This is a genomic window from Pseudomonas sp. 4CAES_32.4 (assembly GCF_058136335.1).
The window spans coordinates 1,537,437-1,552,982 of record NZ_CM176882.1; the positions used below are offsets into that span (position 1 = coordinate 1,537,437).

The 15,546-nt window shown below is 58.2% G+C and carries 17 protein-coding genes and 1 tRNA gene; 13 read left to right on the top strand and 5 right to left on the bottom strand.

Going from position 1 to position 15,546, the window contains the following annotated elements; genetic code table 11:
* Positions 1 to 63 precede the first annotated feature (63 nt).
* Positions 64 to 303 carry a sulfurtransferase TusA family protein gene (locus AC3Y64_RS06915; protein ID WP_339453386.1) on the top strand — a complete coding sequence of 80 codons (240 nt, stop codon included), beginning with the start codon at positions 64 to 66 and terminating at the stop codon, positions 301 to 303.
* 32 nt (positions 304 to 335) lie between these two features.
* Positions 336 to 1,406, top strand: a complete 1,071-nt coding sequence (locus tag AC3Y64_RS06920; protein ID WP_489986906.1) for an AI-2E family transporter — start codon at positions 336 to 338, stop codon at positions 1,404 to 1,406.
* Between the two features lie 137 nt (positions 1,407 to 1,543).
* Here the strand turns inward: AC3Y64_RS06920 and AC3Y64_RS06925 are convergent, their stop codons facing one another.
* Together AC3Y64_RS06925 and AC3Y64_RS06930 are read right to left on the bottom strand one after the other, a co-directional pair.
* On the bottom strand, positions 1,544 to 2,017 hold the full coding sequence (locus AC3Y64_RS06925) for a peroxiredoxin (RefSeq protein WP_489986907.1): 474 nt from the start codon (positions 2,015 to 2,017) through the stop codon (positions 1,544 to 1,546).
* Positions 2,018 to 2,027: 10 nt separating this feature from the next.
* Positions 2,028 to 2,588 carry a glycine cleavage system transcriptional repressor gene (locus AC3Y64_RS06930; protein WP_008077813.1) on the bottom strand — a complete coding sequence of 187 codons (561 nt, stop codon included), beginning with the start codon at positions 2,586 to 2,588 and terminating at the stop codon, positions 2,028 to 2,030.
* Between the two features lie 328 nt (positions 2,589 to 2,916).
* On the opposite strand from AC3Y64_RS06930, the gene dapA reads away from it, so the two are divergent.
* The 5 genes from dapA to AC3Y64_RS06955 all read left to right on the top strand — a co-directional run bounded on the left by dapA (position 2,917) and on the right by AC3Y64_RS06955 (position 6,611).
* Positions 2,917 to 3,795, top strand: coding sequence for a 4-hydroxy-tetrahydrodipicolinate synthase (gene dapA / locus AC3Y64_RS06935; protein ID WP_489986908.1), 879 nt, complete (start codon positions 2,917 to 2,919; stop codon positions 3,793 to 3,795).
* Between the two features lie 17 nt (positions 3,796 to 3,812).
* On the top strand, positions 3,813 to 4,928 hold the full coding sequence (gene bamC, locus AC3Y64_RS06940; protein ID WP_489986909.1) for an NlpB/DapX family lipoprotein: 1,116 nt from the start codon (positions 3,813 to 3,815) through the stop codon (positions 4,926 to 4,928).
* A gap of 6 nt (positions 4,929 to 4,934) precedes the next feature.
* A complete protein-coding gene (locus AC3Y64_RS06945; protein ID WP_489986910.1) occupies positions 4,935 to 5,696 on the top strand; it encodes an MBL fold metallo-hydrolase in 762 nt (253 codons plus the stop codon).
* A gap of 28 nt (positions 5,697 to 5,724) precedes the next feature.
* Positions 5,725 to 6,438 carry a phosphoribosylaminoimidazolesuccinocarboxamide synthase gene (gene purC / locus AC3Y64_RS06950; RefSeq protein WP_008077821.1) on the top strand — a complete coding sequence of 238 codons (714 nt, stop codon included), beginning with the start codon at positions 5,725 to 5,727 and terminating at the stop codon, positions 6,436 to 6,438.
* A gap of 83 nt (positions 6,439 to 6,521) precedes the next feature.
* Positions 6,522 to 6,611: transfer RNA gene (locus tag AC3Y64_RS06955), tRNA-Ser, on the top strand.
* Between the two features lie 231 nt (positions 6,612 to 6,842).
* On the opposite strand, the gene AC3Y64_RS06960 is transcribed toward AC3Y64_RS06955, so the two are convergent.
* The gene (locus tag AC3Y64_RS06960; RefSeq protein WP_064119674.1) at positions 6,843 to 7,034 is read right to left on the bottom strand and encodes a YegP family protein; all 192 of its coding nucleotides are present in this window, start codon (positions 7,032 to 7,034) and stop codon (positions 6,843 to 6,845) included.
* Between the two features lie 278 nt (positions 7,035 to 7,312).
* Between AC3Y64_RS06960 and AC3Y64_RS06965 the strand changes: the two genes are divergently transcribed.
* From AC3Y64_RS06965 to AC3Y64_RS06990, 6 genes are all read left to right on the top strand, one after another.
* Complete coding sequence (locus AC3Y64_RS06965; RefSeq protein WP_489986911.1) at positions 7,313 to 8,278, top strand: glycosyltransferase family 2 protein; 966 nt, start codon at positions 7,313 to 7,315, stop codon at positions 8,276 to 8,278.
* A gap of 2 nt (positions 8,279 to 8,280) precedes the next feature.
* Positions 8,281 to 8,991 (top strand): class I SAM-dependent methyltransferase, encoded by a 711-nt coding sequence (locus AC3Y64_RS06970; RefSeq protein WP_489986912.1) that lies wholly within the window; start codon positions 8,281 to 8,283, stop codon positions 8,989 to 8,991.
* Positions 8,988 to 9,374 carry a GtrA family protein gene (locus tag AC3Y64_RS06975; protein ID WP_489986913.1) on the top strand — a complete coding sequence of 129 codons (387 nt, stop codon included), beginning with the start codon at positions 8,988 to 8,990 and terminating at the stop codon, positions 9,372 to 9,374. The genes AC3Y64_RS06970 and AC3Y64_RS06975 overlap by 4 nt, the downstream gene beginning before the upstream one ends.
* Entirely contained in the window at positions 9,371 to 11,479 is a 2,109-nt protein-coding gene (locus AC3Y64_RS06980; RefSeq protein WP_489986914.1) for a DUF6311 domain-containing protein, read from the top strand. The genes AC3Y64_RS06975 and AC3Y64_RS06980 overlap by 4 nt, the downstream gene beginning before the upstream one ends.
* A 72-nt stretch (positions 11,480 to 11,551) precedes the next feature.
* Positions 11,552 to 12,472, top strand: coding sequence for a LysR substrate-binding domain-containing protein (locus AC3Y64_RS06985; protein ID WP_489986915.1), 921 nt, complete (start codon positions 11,552 to 11,554; stop codon positions 12,470 to 12,472).
* Between the two features lie 168 nt (positions 12,473 to 12,640).
* Positions 12,641 to 13,006 carry a 5-carboxymethyl-2-hydroxymuconate Delta-isomerase gene (locus AC3Y64_RS06990; protein ID WP_489986916.1) on the top strand — a complete coding sequence of 122 codons (366 nt, stop codon included), beginning with the start codon at positions 12,641 to 12,643 and terminating at the stop codon, positions 13,004 to 13,006.
* A gap of 3 nt (positions 13,007 to 13,009) precedes the next feature.
* Here AC3Y64_RS06990 and AC3Y64_RS06995 read toward each other — a convergent pair whose 3' ends face one another.
* Together AC3Y64_RS06995 and AC3Y64_RS07000 are read right to left on the bottom strand one after the other, a co-directional pair.
* Positions 13,010 to 13,945 (bottom strand): LysR family transcriptional regulator, encoded by a 936-nt coding sequence (locus tag AC3Y64_RS06995; protein WP_489986917.1) that lies wholly within the window; start codon positions 13,943 to 13,945, stop codon positions 13,010 to 13,012.
* Between the two features lie 176 nt (positions 13,946 to 14,121).
* Positions 14,122 to 15,315, bottom strand: coding sequence for a CynX/NimT family MFS transporter (locus AC3Y64_RS07000; protein WP_489986918.1), 1,194 nt, complete (start codon positions 15,313 to 15,315; stop codon positions 14,122 to 14,124).
* Between the last annotated feature and the right edge of the window lie 231 nt (positions 15,316 to 15,546).

Consider the following 15,546-nt stretch of genomic DNA (forward strand, 5'->3'; position numbering starts at 1 on the left):
CCGGACACCGGGCTTGCGACCAGATATTCTAGGCAGCTCGACGACCACAACCGGAGTGACGCAATGACTGACGCTGTAGCCCATGACGTTGAACTGGACGCCAGTGGCCTGAATTGTCCGTTGCCATTGCTCAAGGCAAAAATGGAGCTGAACAAACTCCAAAGCGGCGCGGTGCTCAAGGTGATTGCCACCGATGCCGGCTCGCAACGCGACTTTCGCACCTTCGCTAAATTGGCCGGTCATACGCTGCTGCGCGAAGAAGACGAGGCGGGCATTTACCGTTACTGGTTGAAAAAAGCCTGAAACCTGCAGCGTTGAAAACCTAAGGAATATTGATGTTCAAAGTGTTACGCGACTGGATTCAGCGCTACTTCTCCGATGAAGAAGCCGTGGTGCTGGCAGTGCTGCTGTTTCTCGCCTTTACCGCCGTTTTGACTCTTGGCGGCATGCTCGCGCCGGTGCTGGCAGGGATGGTGCTGGCGTACCTGATGCAAGGATTGGTCGTCACCCTTGAGCGCCTGCGCGTGCCGGGCGGAGCAGCGGTGGGACTGGTGTTTGCGCTGTTCATGGGCGTGCTGATGGTGTTCATCGTCGTGGTCGTGCCGTTGCTTTGGCATCAATTGATTACGCTGTTCAACGAACTGCCGGGCATGCTCGCCAAGTGGCAGTCGCTGCTGTTATTGCTGCCGGAGCGCTATCCGCATCTGGTCTCTGACGAGCAAGTGCTGCAAGCCATCGAGGCGGCGCGTGGCGAGATTGGCAAGTTCGGCCAGTGGGCGCTGACGTTTTCGCTGTCGAGTCTGCCGCTACTGGTGAACATCATGATCTATCTGGTGTTGGTACCGATTCTGGTGTTCTTTTTCCTCAAGGATCGGCTGATGATCGGCGAATGGGTGCGCGGTTATCTGCCGCGTGAACGTGCGCTAATCACCCGTGTCGCGCAGGAAATGAACCGGCAGATCGCCAATTACATTCGCGGCAAAGTCATTGAAATCGTGATTTGTGGCGGCGTGACCTACATCGCCTTTGTTGCGCTCGGGCTCAACTACGCGGCGCTGCTCGCATTGCTGGTCGGCGTGTCGGTGGTGGTACCGTATGTCGGGGCTGTGGTGGTGACCGTACCGGTGCTGCTGATTGCACTGTTCCAGTGGGGCTGGAGTGATCAGTTCATCTATCTGATGGCGGTCTACGGGATCATCCAGACACTGGATGGCAACGTGCTGGTGCCGCTGCTGTTCTCGGAAGCCGTCAACCTGCACCCGGTGGCAATCATCTGCGCGGTGCTGTTGTTTGGCGGGTTGTGGGGATTCTGGGGCGTGTTCTTTGCAATCCCGCTGGCGACGCTGTTCAAGGCCGTGCTGGATGCGTGGCCGCGCCAAGAGCCGGCGGTGGCGCCTTTGCTATAGCGTTTATATGCGGATGCTCTCGGTGAGGCAGAGGGCCTCATCGCTGGCAAGCCAGCTCCCACAGAGTTTTCGGTGCACACAAACCTTGTGGGAGCTGGCTTGCCAGCGATGGCATCAGAGAAGACACCAGAGAAACATCAAGCTTTATTCAGATCCTGAGCCGCAGCCAAAACCGCATCCACATGCCCTGGCACCTTCACACCACGCCATTCCTGGCGCAGCACACCGTCCTTATCGATCAGGAAAGTGCTGCGATCAACGCCCAGGTATTCCTTGCCGTACAGCTTCTTCAGCTTGATCACGTCGAACAGCTGGCAAACGGCCTCGTCCTTGTCGCTGATCAACTCGAAAGGAAAGGCTTGCTTGCCCTTGAAGTTCTCATGGGACTTCAGGCTGTCACGTGAAATGCCGAAGACTTCCGTGTTGGCAGCCTTGAACGCTTCATGTTGATCACGGAAGCCCTGACCCTGAGTCGTGCAGCCCGGGGTGCTGTCCTTCGGATAGAAGTAGATCACCACTTGTTTGCCCTTCAGGGCAGACAGGCTGACGGTCTGCCCGCTGGTGGCAGGGGCTTCGAAATCGGCAACTGGTTGGTCGATGGCAACGGCCATGAAAGCTTCCTTACATTGGGTTCTGTGGGCGCCAAGGCTCGATCAGTGCGTCCAGGTTCATCGCGTCGGAGAAGTCGAGGAACTGGTCGCGCAGCCAACTGATCTGGGTGCCGGCCGGCAGGGTCACGGTGAACGTGGCGTTGAGCATGGTGCCGCCGGTCTGTGGGGCCTGATAGGTGTCGCAGGTCAGGTTTTCCAGCTCGACGTTGTGGTCCATGAAGAACTGGCACAGTTCATTGATGATGTCCGGACGATACGCCGAGCTGACGTAAGCCACATAAGGCAGGGCCTGTGGGCGATTCTCCAGCGGCGCGCTGCGCACTACGTTGACAGTGAACGCGTGCTTCTTGGAGAGGCTTGGCAGGCTGCCCTCCAGGCGGGCGAGGGCGTCCCAGCTGCCGGAGACCTCGAGGATCAGCGCGCTGCACTCGCCGTGGCGGGTCAGGCGGGAAGTGACTACCGCGCAGCGGTTTTCATGGCTGGCGCGGCACAGGACGTTAGTCAGCTCCATGGGGTTGGCGCCGAGGGCACTGATGACAAGGAATTGTTCGCGAACTGTGGGGGTGGACATGCAGCATTCCTAAAGCGATGAGCGGTCGGTAGGTTACGGACGTTGGCCGCCGGGAGTGCCTGTTCTGGCTGTCCGTACAAAGAGACCCGGCAAGCGCTCGCGGCTCGCTCCACTATAGCGGGAGCGCGTCGATGCGACGCAGGAACGGGGTCTGGGAGGCCGAAAAGGGAGGCTGGAACCCGGCGTACAAGCTGATCGGTACCGATCAAAGTCTGAAGGGTAGCGAAAAGCGCGGCCAAGGGGAATGGCGGCGGCGCAGTACTTCGCTTGTGCAAGCATCTTGGCGCCAGTACCATTACCGCTCTCTTTTTCCGGCAGGAGCGGTTTCATGATTGCGGGCAGTATGGTGGCACTGGTCACTCCCATGGATGCACAAGGGCGTCTTGACTGGGACAGCCTCAGCAAAATCGTGGACTTCCATCTCAAGAACGGCACCCATGCCATTGTCGCGGTCGGTACTACCGGCGAGTCGGCAACCCTTGATGTAGAAGAACACATCGCCGTCATCAAAGCCGTGGTCAAACAGGTTGCCGGGCGCATTCCGGTCATCGCCGGCACTGGCGCCAACTCGACCCGAGAAGCCGTCGAGCTGACCCGCAATGCCAAAGAAGCCGGCGCCGATGCCTGCCTGCTGGTGGTTCCGTACTACAACAAGCCGACTCAGGAAGGTCTGTACCAGCACTTCAAGCACATCGCTGAAGCGGTCGACATTCCGCAGATTCTGTACAACGTTCCGGGCCGCACGTCGTGCGACATGCAGGCCGAGACCGTGATTCGCCTGTCCACCGTGCCGAACATCATCGGTATCAAGGAAGCCACCGGCGATCTGAAACGCGCCAAAGCGATCATCGACGGCGTCAGCAAGGACTTCATCGTGCTGTCCGGCGATGATCCGACCGCTGTCGAGCTGATCCTGCTGGGTGGCAAAGGCAACATCTCCGTGACCGCCAACGTTGCGCCGCGCGAAATGGCCGATCTGTGCGAGGCCGCGCTCAAGGGCGACGCCGACACCGCACGGGCCATCAACGAAAAACTGATGCCGCTGCACAAAGACCTGTTCATCGAAGCCAACCCGATTCCAGTGAAGTGGGCTTTGGTTGAAATGGGCCTGATGCACGAAGGCATCCGCCTGCCACTGACCTGGCTGAGCACACCTTGTCATGAAACGCTGCGTTCGGCCCTGCGCCAATGCAGCGTCCTGGTTTAATTGAGGAAGTACAACGCATGAAGCGAATGGCCGGACTTTCCGCACTTGCCTTGATTATCTCCAGCACCAGTGGCTGCGGATGGGTCTGGGGGCCGGAAGGTTATTTCCGCGACCGTGGTAGCGATTACCTGCAAGCGCAACAGACTGCACCGATGCAACTGCCGCCGGATGTCAACACGTCCAAGCGTCTGGATCCGCTGTTGCCGATCCCGCGTAACGTCGCTGATGACACCGCTACGGGCGAATACATTGTTCCGCGTCCTCAGCCGTTGTCGGCGGTTGCCGATGCCAGCGATTACTCGCTGCAGAAGAGCGGTGATTCGCGTTGGGTTGTGGCCCAGCATCCACCGGCTGAAGTCTGGCCAGTGGCCGTGCAGTTCTTCCAGGACAATGGTTTCCGTCTGGATGAACAGCGCCCGCAAACCGGCGAATTCACCACCACCTGGCAGCATTCCGACGAACTGTCCGCGTCCATGGCCAAGCGCCTGAGCGCAGCCGGTATCGCCAGCGACAGCGAAACCCGCGTGCGTGTGCGGATCGAGCCGGGCGTGCAGCGCAATACCAGTGAAATCTACGTGGTCAGCGCCGAACGTCCTGCCGGCAGCACTGCCGACGTCGAGTTCACCAACCGTTCGGTCAACACTGGTCTGGACGCCGCACTGGTCGACGACATGCTCGCGAGCATGAGCCGGATCTCCGAGAAGGGCGGTTCGGTGTCGATGCTGGCCTCGCGTGATTTCGATACGCCGAGCCGCGTCAGCCTCAGCGAAGACGGCAGCGGTAACCCGGTGTTGAACGTCGGTACCGATCTCGACCGCGCTTGGTCGAGCGTTGGCCGTGCACTGGAACAAGGCGAATGGCGCGTTGAAGACATCAACCGCAGCCTGGGCCTGTACTACATCAACCTGGCCGAAAAAGCCGAGAAGAAAGACGACAAGCCTGGTTTCTTCAGCAGCCTGTTCGGCAGTGCGCCGAGCAAGGAAGAAGTTGAAGCCCGTGCCGAGCGTTATCAGGTTCGCCTGAGCAAGGTTGGCGAGAACATTCAGGTGACCGTCGAGAAAAACATCAACACCGTCGCGCCGGCTGAAGTGGCACGCAAAGTGTTGAGCGTGATTCAGGACAACCTGGGCTGATCAACCATGCGTTTTGCCGTTCTCGGCAGCGGTAGCCAAGGGAACGGCACGCTGATCGCCAGTGCTGATACGTACGTGCTGGTGGATTGTGGTTTTTCCCTGCGGGAAACCGAAAAACGCCTGTTGCGCCTGGGTGTGAGCCCGGCGCAACTGAGCGCGATACTCGTAACCCACGAACATGCCGACCACGTGCATGGCGTGGGTTTGCTGTCTCGGCGCTACAATCTACCGGTCTACCTCAGTCGCGGCACACTGCGCGGGATGCGCAAACCGATTGAACCCGCAGGCTTTCTGGCCGGCGGCGAGCAACTGCAGATCGGCGCACTGAACATCGGGGTCATTGCCGTGGCCCATGATGCGCAGGAGCCAACCCAGTATGTCTTCAGTGATCACGAGCAGCGGCGCTTCGGCCTGCTGACCGATCTGGGGTCCTACTGCGAGCGGGTGCTGGACGGTTATCGGGACCTCGATGCATTGATGATCGAGTCCAACCATTGTCGCGACATGCTGGCCCGTGGGCACTACCCGTACTTTCTCAAGCAGCGGGTGGGCGGCGAGCTGGGACATTTGAACAACCATCAGGCGGCTTTCCTGGTGTCCGAGTTGGGCTGGCAGGGCTTGCAACACCTTGTCCTGGCTCATCTGAGCAGCAAGAACAACATGCCGCAGCTGGCCCGGCAATGTTTTGTCGACACCCTCGGGTGCGACCCGGACTGGCTGCAACTGGCCGATCAAGATTCAGGGCTCGACTGGCGCCACATCGCCTAGCCCACCTACTTAGCAAGCGGAGCCCATCATGGAAAAACGTGAAGAACTCTACCGCGGCAAAGCCAAATCGGTTTACAAGACCGACGACGCTGACCGCTTGATCCTGCTGTTTCGCAACGACACCTCGGCGTTCGACGGCAAGCGCATCGAGCAGCTCGACCGCAAAGGCATGGTCAACAACAAGTTCAACGCCTTCATCATGCAGAAACTCGAAGCGGCCGGCATTCCGACCCAATTCGACAAGCTGCTGGCCGACAACGAAGTGCTGGTCAAGAAACTCGACATGATCCCGGTCGAGTGCGTCGTGCGTAACTACGCTGCTGGTAGCCTGGTCAAGCGTCTGGGTGTCGAAGAAGGCTTGAAGCTCAACCCCTATACCTTCGAACTGTTCCTCAAGGACGACGCCAAAGGCGACCCGTTCATCAACGAATCCCACGTCGTGGCATTCGGTTGGGGCACCGCCGAGCAACTGGTTCGCATGAAAGAACTGTCGCTCAAGGTCAACGAAGTCCTGACCAAATTGTTTGACGACGCTGGCCTGCTGCTGGTCGACTTCAAACTTGAATTCGGCGTGTTCAGCGATGGTTCCATCGTCCTGGGCGACGAGTTCAGCCCGGACGGCTGCCGTCTGTGGGACAAGGACACCAAGAAGAAGATGGACAAAGACCGCTTCCGCCAAGGCCTCGGTGACGTCATCGAAGCCTACGAAGAAGTCGCCAATCGTCTGGGCGTACCGCTTTAATCGACGCAAGCATCTGATAGCACGAACAAATTTTCGAAACAGGGTTTGCTTTCGGTAAAAGTGTTGTTATGATGCGCGCCGTTGGAGAGATGCCAGAGTGGCCGAATGGGACGGATTCGAAATCCGTTGTACCTTCACCGGTACCTAGGGTTCGAATCCCTATCTCTCCGCCATTACATAGAAAAAGCCCCGTAGCTGAGAAGCTACGGGGCTTTTTTGCTTTCAGGCGGAAACGTGTGAGCGTCATCGTCATTTTTTGGTATTCAGTGCGATAACTCCTTGGATACCGAAGTTGATGTCCGTTCACAGCGAGTATAGAAAAGCCCCACAGGCACAAACTTGTGGGGCTTTTGCATTTACTCAGGGTTACATCACCCCGTTCGTCGAGACATTCACTCTATCGGTCAAATCTCCTTAACCGGCGTCTCCCCCTGTACAGCCTTGATCAACTCGATCACATGCAAGCAATCCGCCTTGTTCACGTACGACTCGCCACTGGCGATGGTCTCGTGATTGCCTGCCCTCAGCCTCCAGCGCCATTGCCCTTTGCCTGTGCTCGGGGTGCCTCTGGATTGCCTGTAAATCTCGAAATACATTCAGTTCGCTCCATGCGATTTTTATGTGCGACAGCCTGTGTGGCGCCTCGAAGCAAGCCTAGCGCAGGAGGCTTTTTTGGCTATCGGACATTTGTATCCAATCGTTGGCAATTGTTTCCGAGAACCCCGAGCTAGAGCGCAGCAATAGGCCTCTGGATTGGCCAATATGACGCCGCCTGACGCTTGCAACACCGGCGACGCTACTGCTTAATACGGGACGGCTCATGGCATCGGAAATAGTTCGATGACCGAACAAACACTATAAAAAGAGCACTCCTTTGACTGAGCACGGATCGCAACAGGCCGGGCAGGTGACGTTATCGCTGGTGGTTCCCGTTTTTAACGAAGAAGACAGCCTCAAAACGTTTCTGCTGCGCATCAATGAAGTCTTTCAGAATCACACGCTGATCGATCTTGAAGTGGTATTCGTCAACGACGGCAGCACCGATGCCACGCTTGAGCTTTTGCTTGAGCATCAGCAGCAGGATGCGCGCCTGCGTATCGTCGATCTGAGCCGCAATTTCGGTAAAGAGGCGGCGCTGTCCGCCGGTTTGCAAATGGCGACCGGGCAGATCGTTGTGCCGATCGATGCGGATCTGCAGGATCCGCCGGAAGTCATCCTGCAGATGATCGAGCGTTGGCGCGAAGGCTATGAAGTCGTGCTCGGCCACCGCGTCAGCCGCCGCAGCGACACCTGGGCCAAACAGAAGTCGGCCCATTGGTTCTATCGCCTGCACAACAGAATTGCCGAACAGCCTCTGCCGGAAAATGTCGGCGACTTCCGCCTGATGGATCGCTGCGTGGTCGATGCGTTGCTGACCTTGCCCGAATCCCGGCGTTTCATGAAAGGCCTGTTTGCCTGGGTCGGCTTCCGCACCACTTACGTCGATTACGAGCGCCCCGAGCGCGTGGCCGGGCAGAGCAAGTTCAACGGTTGGCGGCTGTGGAACTTCGCTTTGGAAGGCATCACCAGTTTCAGTACCGAACCGCTGCGAGTGTGGACGTACGTGGGCGCACTGGTCTCGCTGGTGTCGTTTGCCTTTGCGATTTTCATTGTCGTACGCACGCTTGTCTCTGGAATCGATCTACCCGGCTATGCCTCATTGATGGTCGCCGTGACGTTTCTCGGAGGTTTGCAATTGATCGGCATCGGAGTGCTCGGCGAATACCTGGGCCGCACCTATATTGAAGCGAAACGCCGACCGGTTTTTCTGGTGCGTCGCGTCTACGACCCGAAGGACTGAACATGGATCTCAAGGAAACCGACATCCTCGGCGACAGCATCAATGAGCATTGGTATTACTGCTCCAAAGCGGCGGCCACCACGCGGCTGCTGGGTGATGCGCCGATCAAGCGAATTCTCGACGTGGGCGCCGGTTCCGGATTTTTCTCGCACCACCTGCTGACGCATAGCGATGCGCAGGAGGCGTGGTGCGTCGATATCAGTTATCCGGCTGACTCCAGTGCGATGACCGCTGGCAAACCGGTGCACTACCGCCGCGACATAGAGGCTCTCGACGCCGATCTGGTGCTGCTGATGGATGTGCTGGAGCATGTTGATGACGACCTCGGTCTGCTCAGGATGTACGTCGACAAGGTGCCGTCCGGCAGCCGTTTTCTGATGACGGTGCCGGCATTCCAGTTCCTCTGGAGCGGTCACGATGACTTCCTTGAGCACAAGCGCCGCTACACCCTGGCGCAATTCGAAACACTGGCCCGCGATGCCGGTTTGACGCTGCAACGTGGCGCCTATTATTTCGGTGCGGTATTCCCGATTGCAGCAGCGTTGCGGCTGTTGCCACAAGGCTCGCAAGCGCAAACACCGCGCTCGCAACTCAAGCGTCATCACCCGCTGGTGAACCGCACACTGAAAACCCTGTGCAGCCTGGAACTGCCGTTAATGGGCATGAACCGTCTGGCCGGTTTGAGTGTGTTCGTGCTGGCGCAAAAACCGTGATCTCAACCGAAAAATCAGCGCTGATCCAGCGCGGTTTGCGCTTTGCCGTGACGGGGTTGTTTGTCACGGCTTTGCATGCGCTGGTCGCGGTGCTGTTCATCAACTTCATCAGCCCGCAGCCACCGATTGCCAACGGCGTGGCGTTCGCCGTGGCGACCGTCGTGTCCTATCTGATCAATACCACCTGGAGTTTCTCGGCTCGGTTGCATGGCAAAACCTTGCTGCGTTTTCTGTTGGTGTCGGCGTGCGGCTTTCTATTGGCGATGTTCGTCGCCTGGGCGGCGCAGATGGCCGGGTTGAATTATCTGCTGGGGATTGTCGCGGTGGCACTGACTATCCCGGCCTTCACCTTTGTTTTGCATAATTTCTGGACGTATCGATGAAGGATTTCACAAAGCGCCTGGCTGTCACTCTTTTGCCGTTGATGATCGGCTTATTGGCTTTCTTTATCGTCGTTGGCCCTCGAGCGCTTAACCCGCAGAACATTGCCTGGCTGGGGCAGGGCGATCCGGCAACGCACTATCTGGGATGGGCGTTTTTCCGTCAGGCGCCGTGGACGTTTCCGGTCGGCCTGAACCCGACATACGGACTTGAGCTGAGCAACGGCCTGATCTTTTCCGACTCCAATCCGCTGCTGGCATTGTTGTTCAAGCCACTTGCTGCGTTGCTTCCGCAGACATTTCAGTATTTCGGAATCTGGTTCCTCGCCTGTTTTGTCCTGCAAGCGTGGTTTGGCTGGAAGTTATTGGGGCTTATCACCTCCAACGTCACTTTGCGGGCATTGGGTTGTGCACTCTTCTTGTTTGCTCCGCCGATGATCATCCGCATGCCGACACATTTGTCGCTGGCCGGACACTTCCTGATTCTGGCCGCCTTATACCTGGCCTTGCGCCCTGAGGACCAGCGGCGACGGTTGGCTTGGGGGGCTTTGCTGGCGTGCACCGCGTTGATTCATGCGTATTTCCTGGCCATGGTCGCGCTGCTTTGGCTGGCCGATCTGATCGCCCGTCATTTCAAAGCCAGAATGAGCTTGCGCGAAGTTGGCGTTGAACTGGTTTTGTTGTTTGCGCTGGTGAGTTTTTGCTGCTGGCAAGTGGGGTATTTCTCCGTCAATGGCTCCGATGCGATCTCCGACGGATTTGGCTTGTACCGGGCCAATGTGTTGACACTGTTCAGTCCCAATCACTGGTCATACATTCTCAAGGATCTACCCGGCGGTCTGGGGGATACGGAGGGGTTCAGTTATCTCGGACTGGGGCTGTTATTGCTGGCCATCTGTGGGTGGGTCGGGTGGCTGCAAGGGCAAACCGGATTGGGGCAGTCATTGCGTCGACACTGGCTACTGCTGATCGCGCTTGCCGGGCTGACGGTATTTGCGGTTTCCAACAACATTGCCTTTGCCGGCGCGAATTTCAGCTATCCCTTACCGGAAAAGATCATAGCCATCGCCAATATCTTTCGAGCCTCGGGACGTATGTTCTGGCCGGTTTATTATGCGTTCATTCTGCTGATCATTTTTCTCGTTGTACGCGCCAATAAACCGCGTGTGGCAACCTTGCTGATGGCTCTGGCGCTGACGGTTCAAGTCGCGGACACGCACTGCGGCTGGTCTTTGGTGCGCAAGCAGTTGATGGTCGAGTCAAGCACGCAATGGAAGACACCTTTTGTCGACCCGTTCTGGAAAAATGCTGCGGCGCATTATCAGAAGATCCGGTGGATCCTTCCTCAGAACCTGTCACCGGAGTGGATGAATGTTGCCGCATTCGCTGCAACACATGGGCTGCCGACCGACGCTGTCTATCTGGGACGGATGGGCAAGGATCAGTGGGAGGTTGCTGATGAGCACAGCCGCACGATGTTGGCTTCGGGTCAATATGATGCGGATTCGTTGTACCTGCTCGGTGATCGGGCGTTGCTGCAGGCGGTTTCGACCGTCAATACCGAAGCGGATCTGTTCACCCGTATCGACGGATTCACAGTGCTGGCACCGGGCTGGAAAAACTGCCGTGAATGCGTGCAGGTACCCGTCGACCAGACGCCACAACAGCTGGTGCCTGAGTTCGTTTCTGGAGAAGCCGCGCAGTTCAGCTATGGCGCTGTGGGCAAGGCCTATCTCGCGCGAGGCTGGTCGGATGCTGAAATCTGGGGCGTTTGGTCCAGCGGTGCCGAAGCGGAAATGGTCATGCGAGTGAATGATTCGGCCCGCACCCTGCATCTTGAGACCACGGCGTTCCTGGCACCGGGGCATTTGCGTCAGCGCGTGGTGATCAAGCTCAACGGCATCGAAGCGCTGGCGACCACTCTGGACAAGCCGGAAGGCAACAGTCTTGAATTGCAGCTCACTCCGGCTGTGCGCCAACGCATCACGCAAGAGGGTTTGCTGCGTGTGCAACTGCAGTTCGCCGATGCGATCAGCCCCGAGCAGTTGGGCGTCGGCCAGGATCGCCGGCAACTCGCGATCGGCCTGAAGGCAATGTCGATCAACTGAGCTGCGTCCGCATAGACGTTGTCGGCGGACCTTTCTACACTGCCCTTCAGTCAGGGGATTGGGGGGCAATGGATGAATCGCAATGAACTACGCAAGGCTGACATCAACCTGATGGTGGTGTTCGAGACGTTGATGCTCGAACGCAACGTGACCCGGGCGGCGGAGAAACTGTTTCTCGGCCAGCCGACCATCAGCTCGGCGCTCAACCGCTTGCGCACCATGCTCAACGATCCGCTGTTCATCCGCGTCGGCCATCGCATGGAGCCGACCGCGCGTGCTGAAGATATCTTCCGCCATCTCAAGCCGGCCCTGGACTCCTTGTCCGTGGCGCTGAGCCTGACCCGCGATTTCGATCCTGCTGTCAGCACCATGACCTTTCGCATCGGTCTGTCCGATGACGTCGAGTTCGGCTTGCTGCCGCCGCTGTTACGCGCCTTGCGCCAGGAAGCGCCGAACGTAGTGTTTGTTGTGCAGCATGTCGATTACTGGCGGATTCCCGATCTGCTCGCCGCTGGTGATATTACTGTCGGCATCAGTCAGACCCGTGGCCTGCCGGCCAATGCCAAACGCAAACTGCTGCGGCACATTCAGCCGAGCATCCTGCGCGCGGATGCGTCCGATACGCCGTTGACCCTCGATGAATATTGCGCACGGCCACACGTGCTGGTTTCGCATACGGCGAATGTCAGTGGTTTCGCGGACGAGTGGCTGGCGGAGTTGGGGCGCACGCGCCAAGTGGTGCTGTCGGTGCCGCAATACAGTGCCTTGCCGGCGTTGCTGGCCGGCACCGACCTGATCGCCAGTCTGCCGGACTACACTGCGGCGGCCATGGCGGCTTCCGGGTTGCTGTTCAAGGAGCCGTTTCCGTTCAAGACACCGACGCTGGACCTGTCGATGGTCTGGCTCAGCCATGTCGATAGCGATCCGGCCGAGCGTTGGTTGCGTTCAAGGCTGGAAGCTTTCATGAGTGAGCGGCCGGTGATTCCATCCTGATCAACACCGCACCTGTAGGAGCTGCGGCACGCTGCGATCTTTTGATCTTTGAATCTCAAGATCAAAAGATCGCAGCCTCGTTTCACTCGACAGCTCCTACAGGGAAAAATGCGCTGAGCTTCTTGTGGTATATGTACGAACTTTCCGCTGACTGACTGGAGCCTCCCGATGCCACACCTGCACATGGAATACACCGCCAACCTGCCGCAGTTGAACGCCGATGTCGCGTTGATCCGGCTCAACAATACGTTGGTGGGATCCGGTCAGTTTGCAGCGGAGTTTGATATCAAAAGCCGCGCGGTCAAGGTCGAGACCTTCAAGGTCGGCACCGCCATGAGCGAGCGCGCCTTCATTTACGTGAAGCTGGCGCTGCTCAGCGGGCGTTCGCCGGAGATCAAGAAGCAGCTGTCGCAAAGCTTGCTGGCGGTGTTGCAGGATCTCTGCGAATGGCCGGCCGGCGTCGAAGTGCAGTTGTGTGTCGAATTGGTCGACATCGATCGCGAGTCCTACAGCAAAGCCGCCATCAGCGCGTAGGACTCAGGCGTCTTGCAGTTCGCTGCAGACTTTGATCACTTGCTCGCGCAGCCAGACGTTGGCGCTGTCCTGATCGGCGTTCTGGCTCCATTGCATGTCGAGGGTAAACCCCGGCAAGCCGTTCGGCGCCTCACAATGATTAAACACCGCTTCGTTGGTCAGTAAACGCTGGATGCGCCGGGGCAGGGTGAGGATGAAGTCGGTGCCGGTGATCATTTTCAACGCCGCGCTGTAGCTGTTCGAACGCGCGACGATCTGGCGCTTCTGCGCCTGTCGCGCCAGCCAGCCATCGACCATATTGGTGCTGGATGTCCATGGTGTCGGGAACACATGTCGGCGTTCGGTGAACGCCTGCAGGCTCAGACGCGGCTCCAGCGGCGTGGCGCGCTTGTCGAACACACAGACCAGATCGTCCTCAAGCAGCATGCGTGACTTGAGATCGGTGTGGTTGCGATGAAAGTTGGGCCCGAAGCTGATCACCAGATCAAGGCTGCCATCGCGCAACTCATCGGCCCGTACGTCGGTTTCAAACTTGTGCATGTTGACCATCACCGGTAAATCGTCGAAGTCGAAGCGCTTCAACAGGCGCGGCAAGATCAATTGCTCGAAGTATTCCGGCGCACAGATATTGAACGTCACAGCTTGTTGCGTCGGATCGAAGGCCGGCGCGCCGGCGTGGCACAGGTTGATGCTCTCGAGGATTTTCTGCACATGGCCGTACATGCTGCTGGCCTTGTAGGTGGGACGCATGCCGGTGCGCGTATTGATGAACAACTCGTCTTCAAAACTGGTGCGCAGTTTTTTCAGGCAGTAACTGACGGTCGACTGGCTGACAAATAGCGTTTCCGACACATCGGTGACGCTGCTTTGTTCATACACGGCGATAAACACCATGAGATCCTGCATGTCGAGCTTTCGAAGCAAGTTACTGTTCAGCATCCGTTCCGTCTCGCTGTGCTCCTTGCGCTGAATCCGCGCAAACGTGTGCGAATGATCCTAACGGAACGATGGTGCCAGGACAAAGCCCTGTAGGGCATTTCACGGACAGTTGTGGGACAGAAACTTTTAGCAACACGACGTCGTCCGTGAAAGCGCTAAAACATGGCCAGAGGCCTCTAGTCAGGTGAGCCAAAGTGTCGTGCGTAATGCCCGGGATCGAAGCGCCGGACCATCAGCACCATGACTACCATTACCGCCGTCAGCGACCACCACGCCCATTCGAAGCTGCCCAAACGGTCGCGAATCAACCCGGCCAGAAGCGGTGACAGACCGGCGATCAGATAGCCGATACCTTGCACGAACGCGGTCAGGCTGCCGGCGTGCTGCGGGTTGTCGAGGTGGTCCAGCGAAACGATCAGGCTCATCGGAAACAGCCCGCCGATGCCCAGACCCAACAAGCATGGCCAGAGCAGGCTGAGGTGCTGCGGGCTCAGAATCAGCCCGCAGAAACCAGCGATGATCAGGCCGAGTAGCACCGTCAGTACGGAGCGCCGGTCGCGGCTGCGATTGGCAATGGCGGGCACCACGAGGCCGGAAATTACCTCCATCGCTGTCAGAAAACCTAACAACAGTCCGGCGTTCTGTTCACTCCAGCCTTTTTCCACGTAGTACGGCGCGAGCCAGGCGAGCACACAGGTGTAGGACGCCGTGCCCAGACCGAAGAAGATCGCGAGTAACCAGGCGCGGGAATTGTTGAAGAACGAATCTTTCCTTGTCGCTGTTGCTACAGTCGCCGACAGCCTGCGGCGTTGCGACCACCAGAACACCAACGCAAGTAACGCGAGCACCGCCCAGATGGCCAGACCGCTGCGCCAATTCCCGGTGCGCACCATCACCAGCGGTGCGAACGACGCGGCAAGCGCTGCGCCGCCCATGATCGACGTGACATACAGCCCCATGCATAGCGCCGTGTGGTCGGGAAAACGCGATTTGATCAGCGCTGGCATCAACGCCTGAATCAGTGCGATGCCGATTCCGGCCAGCACTGCGCTGACAATCAACTCGGCGGCAGAATCGATAAACAGCCGCGATAAGGTCGCCAATCCGATCACCAGCAGCGACAGCATGACCGTGCGCTGTTCGCCCAGTCGCCGGCTGATGCCGATGCCGAAAAACATCGCCAGCCCCATGGCCATCACCGGCAGCATCGTCAGCAGTGACGCGAGGCTGAAACTCAAGGGGATATCGTCGCGAATCGCCGACAGCAGCGGTCCGACTGCTGCCATTGAAGGGCGCAGGTTGAGTGCGACCAGAACGATGGCAAGCATCAGCCAGACAGCAGGGCGGGCGGTGGCGCGGGAGTTTTCCATCTTCAGACCTTTGAGCGAGGGGCTGGAGATTAGGCGCGGATCTGCTCGTGGCGGGCAAACCAGAAAATCCCGAGCAGTATTTAAAAACTCGATATCACTCCATCTTTGTGGGAGCGGTCAAAGTCTGAATAAAAGCTGAACCGTTCTCAAATACTTCGCAAGTTTCACGGCATTCCCGCAATCCAACTAATCGTTGGCGTCTTTTTCACAAAAAATTGATGGTTGCCTGCC

What these genes read in the sequence shown, in the direction of transcription:
- AC3Y64_RS06915 (WP_339453386.1), top strand. Translation starts at nt 64, where the DNA reads ATGACTGACGCTGTAGCCCATGACGTTGAACTGGACGCCAGTGGCCTG.
- AC3Y64_RS06920 (WP_489986906.1), top strand. Translation starts at nt 336, where the DNA reads ATGTTCAAAGTGTTACGCGACTGGATTCAGCGCTACTTCTCCGATGAA.
- AC3Y64_RS06925 (WP_489986907.1), bottom strand. Translation starts at nt 2,017, where the DNA reads ATGGCCGTTGCCATCGACCAACCAGTTGCCGATTTCGAAGCCCCTGCC.
- AC3Y64_RS06930 (WP_008077813.1), bottom strand. Translation starts at nt 2,588, where the DNA reads ATGTCCACCCCCACAGTTCGCGAACAATTCCTTGTCATCAGTGCCCTC.
- dapA (WP_489986908.1), top strand. Translation starts at nt 2,917, where the DNA reads ATGATTGCGGGCAGTATGGTGGCACTGGTCACTCCCATGGATGCACAA.
- bamC (WP_489986909.1), top strand. Translation starts at nt 3,813, where the DNA reads ATGAAGCGAATGGCCGGACTTTCCGCACTTGCCTTGATTATCTCCAGC.
- AC3Y64_RS06945 (WP_489986910.1), top strand. Translation starts at nt 4,935, where the DNA reads ATGCGTTTTGCCGTTCTCGGCAGCGGTAGCCAAGGGAACGGCACGCTG.
- purC (WP_008077821.1), top strand. Translation starts at nt 5,725, where the DNA reads ATGGAAAAACGTGAAGAACTCTACCGCGGCAAAGCCAAATCGGTTTAC.
- AC3Y64_RS06960 (WP_064119674.1), bottom strand. Translation starts at nt 7,034, where the DNA reads ATGTATTTCGAGATTTACAGGCAATCCAGAGGCACCCCGAGCACAGGC.
- AC3Y64_RS06970 (WP_489986912.1), top strand. Translation starts at nt 8,281, where the DNA reads ATGGATCTCAAGGAAACCGACATCCTCGGCGACAGCATCAATGAGCAT.
- AC3Y64_RS06980 (WP_489986914.1), top strand. Translation starts at nt 9,371, where the DNA reads ATGAAGGATTTCACAAAGCGCCTGGCTGTCACTCTTTTGCCGTTGATG.
- AC3Y64_RS06985 (WP_489986915.1), top strand. Translation starts at nt 11,552, where the DNA reads ATGAATCGCAATGAACTACGCAAGGCTGACATCAACCTGATGGTGGTG.
- AC3Y64_RS06990 (WP_489986916.1), top strand. Translation starts at nt 12,641, where the DNA reads ATGCCACACCTGCACATGGAATACACCGCCAACCTGCCGCAGTTGAAC.
- AC3Y64_RS06995 (WP_489986917.1), bottom strand. Translation starts at nt 13,945, where the DNA reads ATGCTGAACAGTAACTTGCTTCGAAAGCTCGACATGCAGGATCTCATG.
- AC3Y64_RS07000 (WP_489986918.1), bottom strand. Translation starts at nt 15,315, where the DNA reads ATGGAAAACTCCCGCGCCACCGCCCGCCCTGCTGTCTGGCTGATGCTT.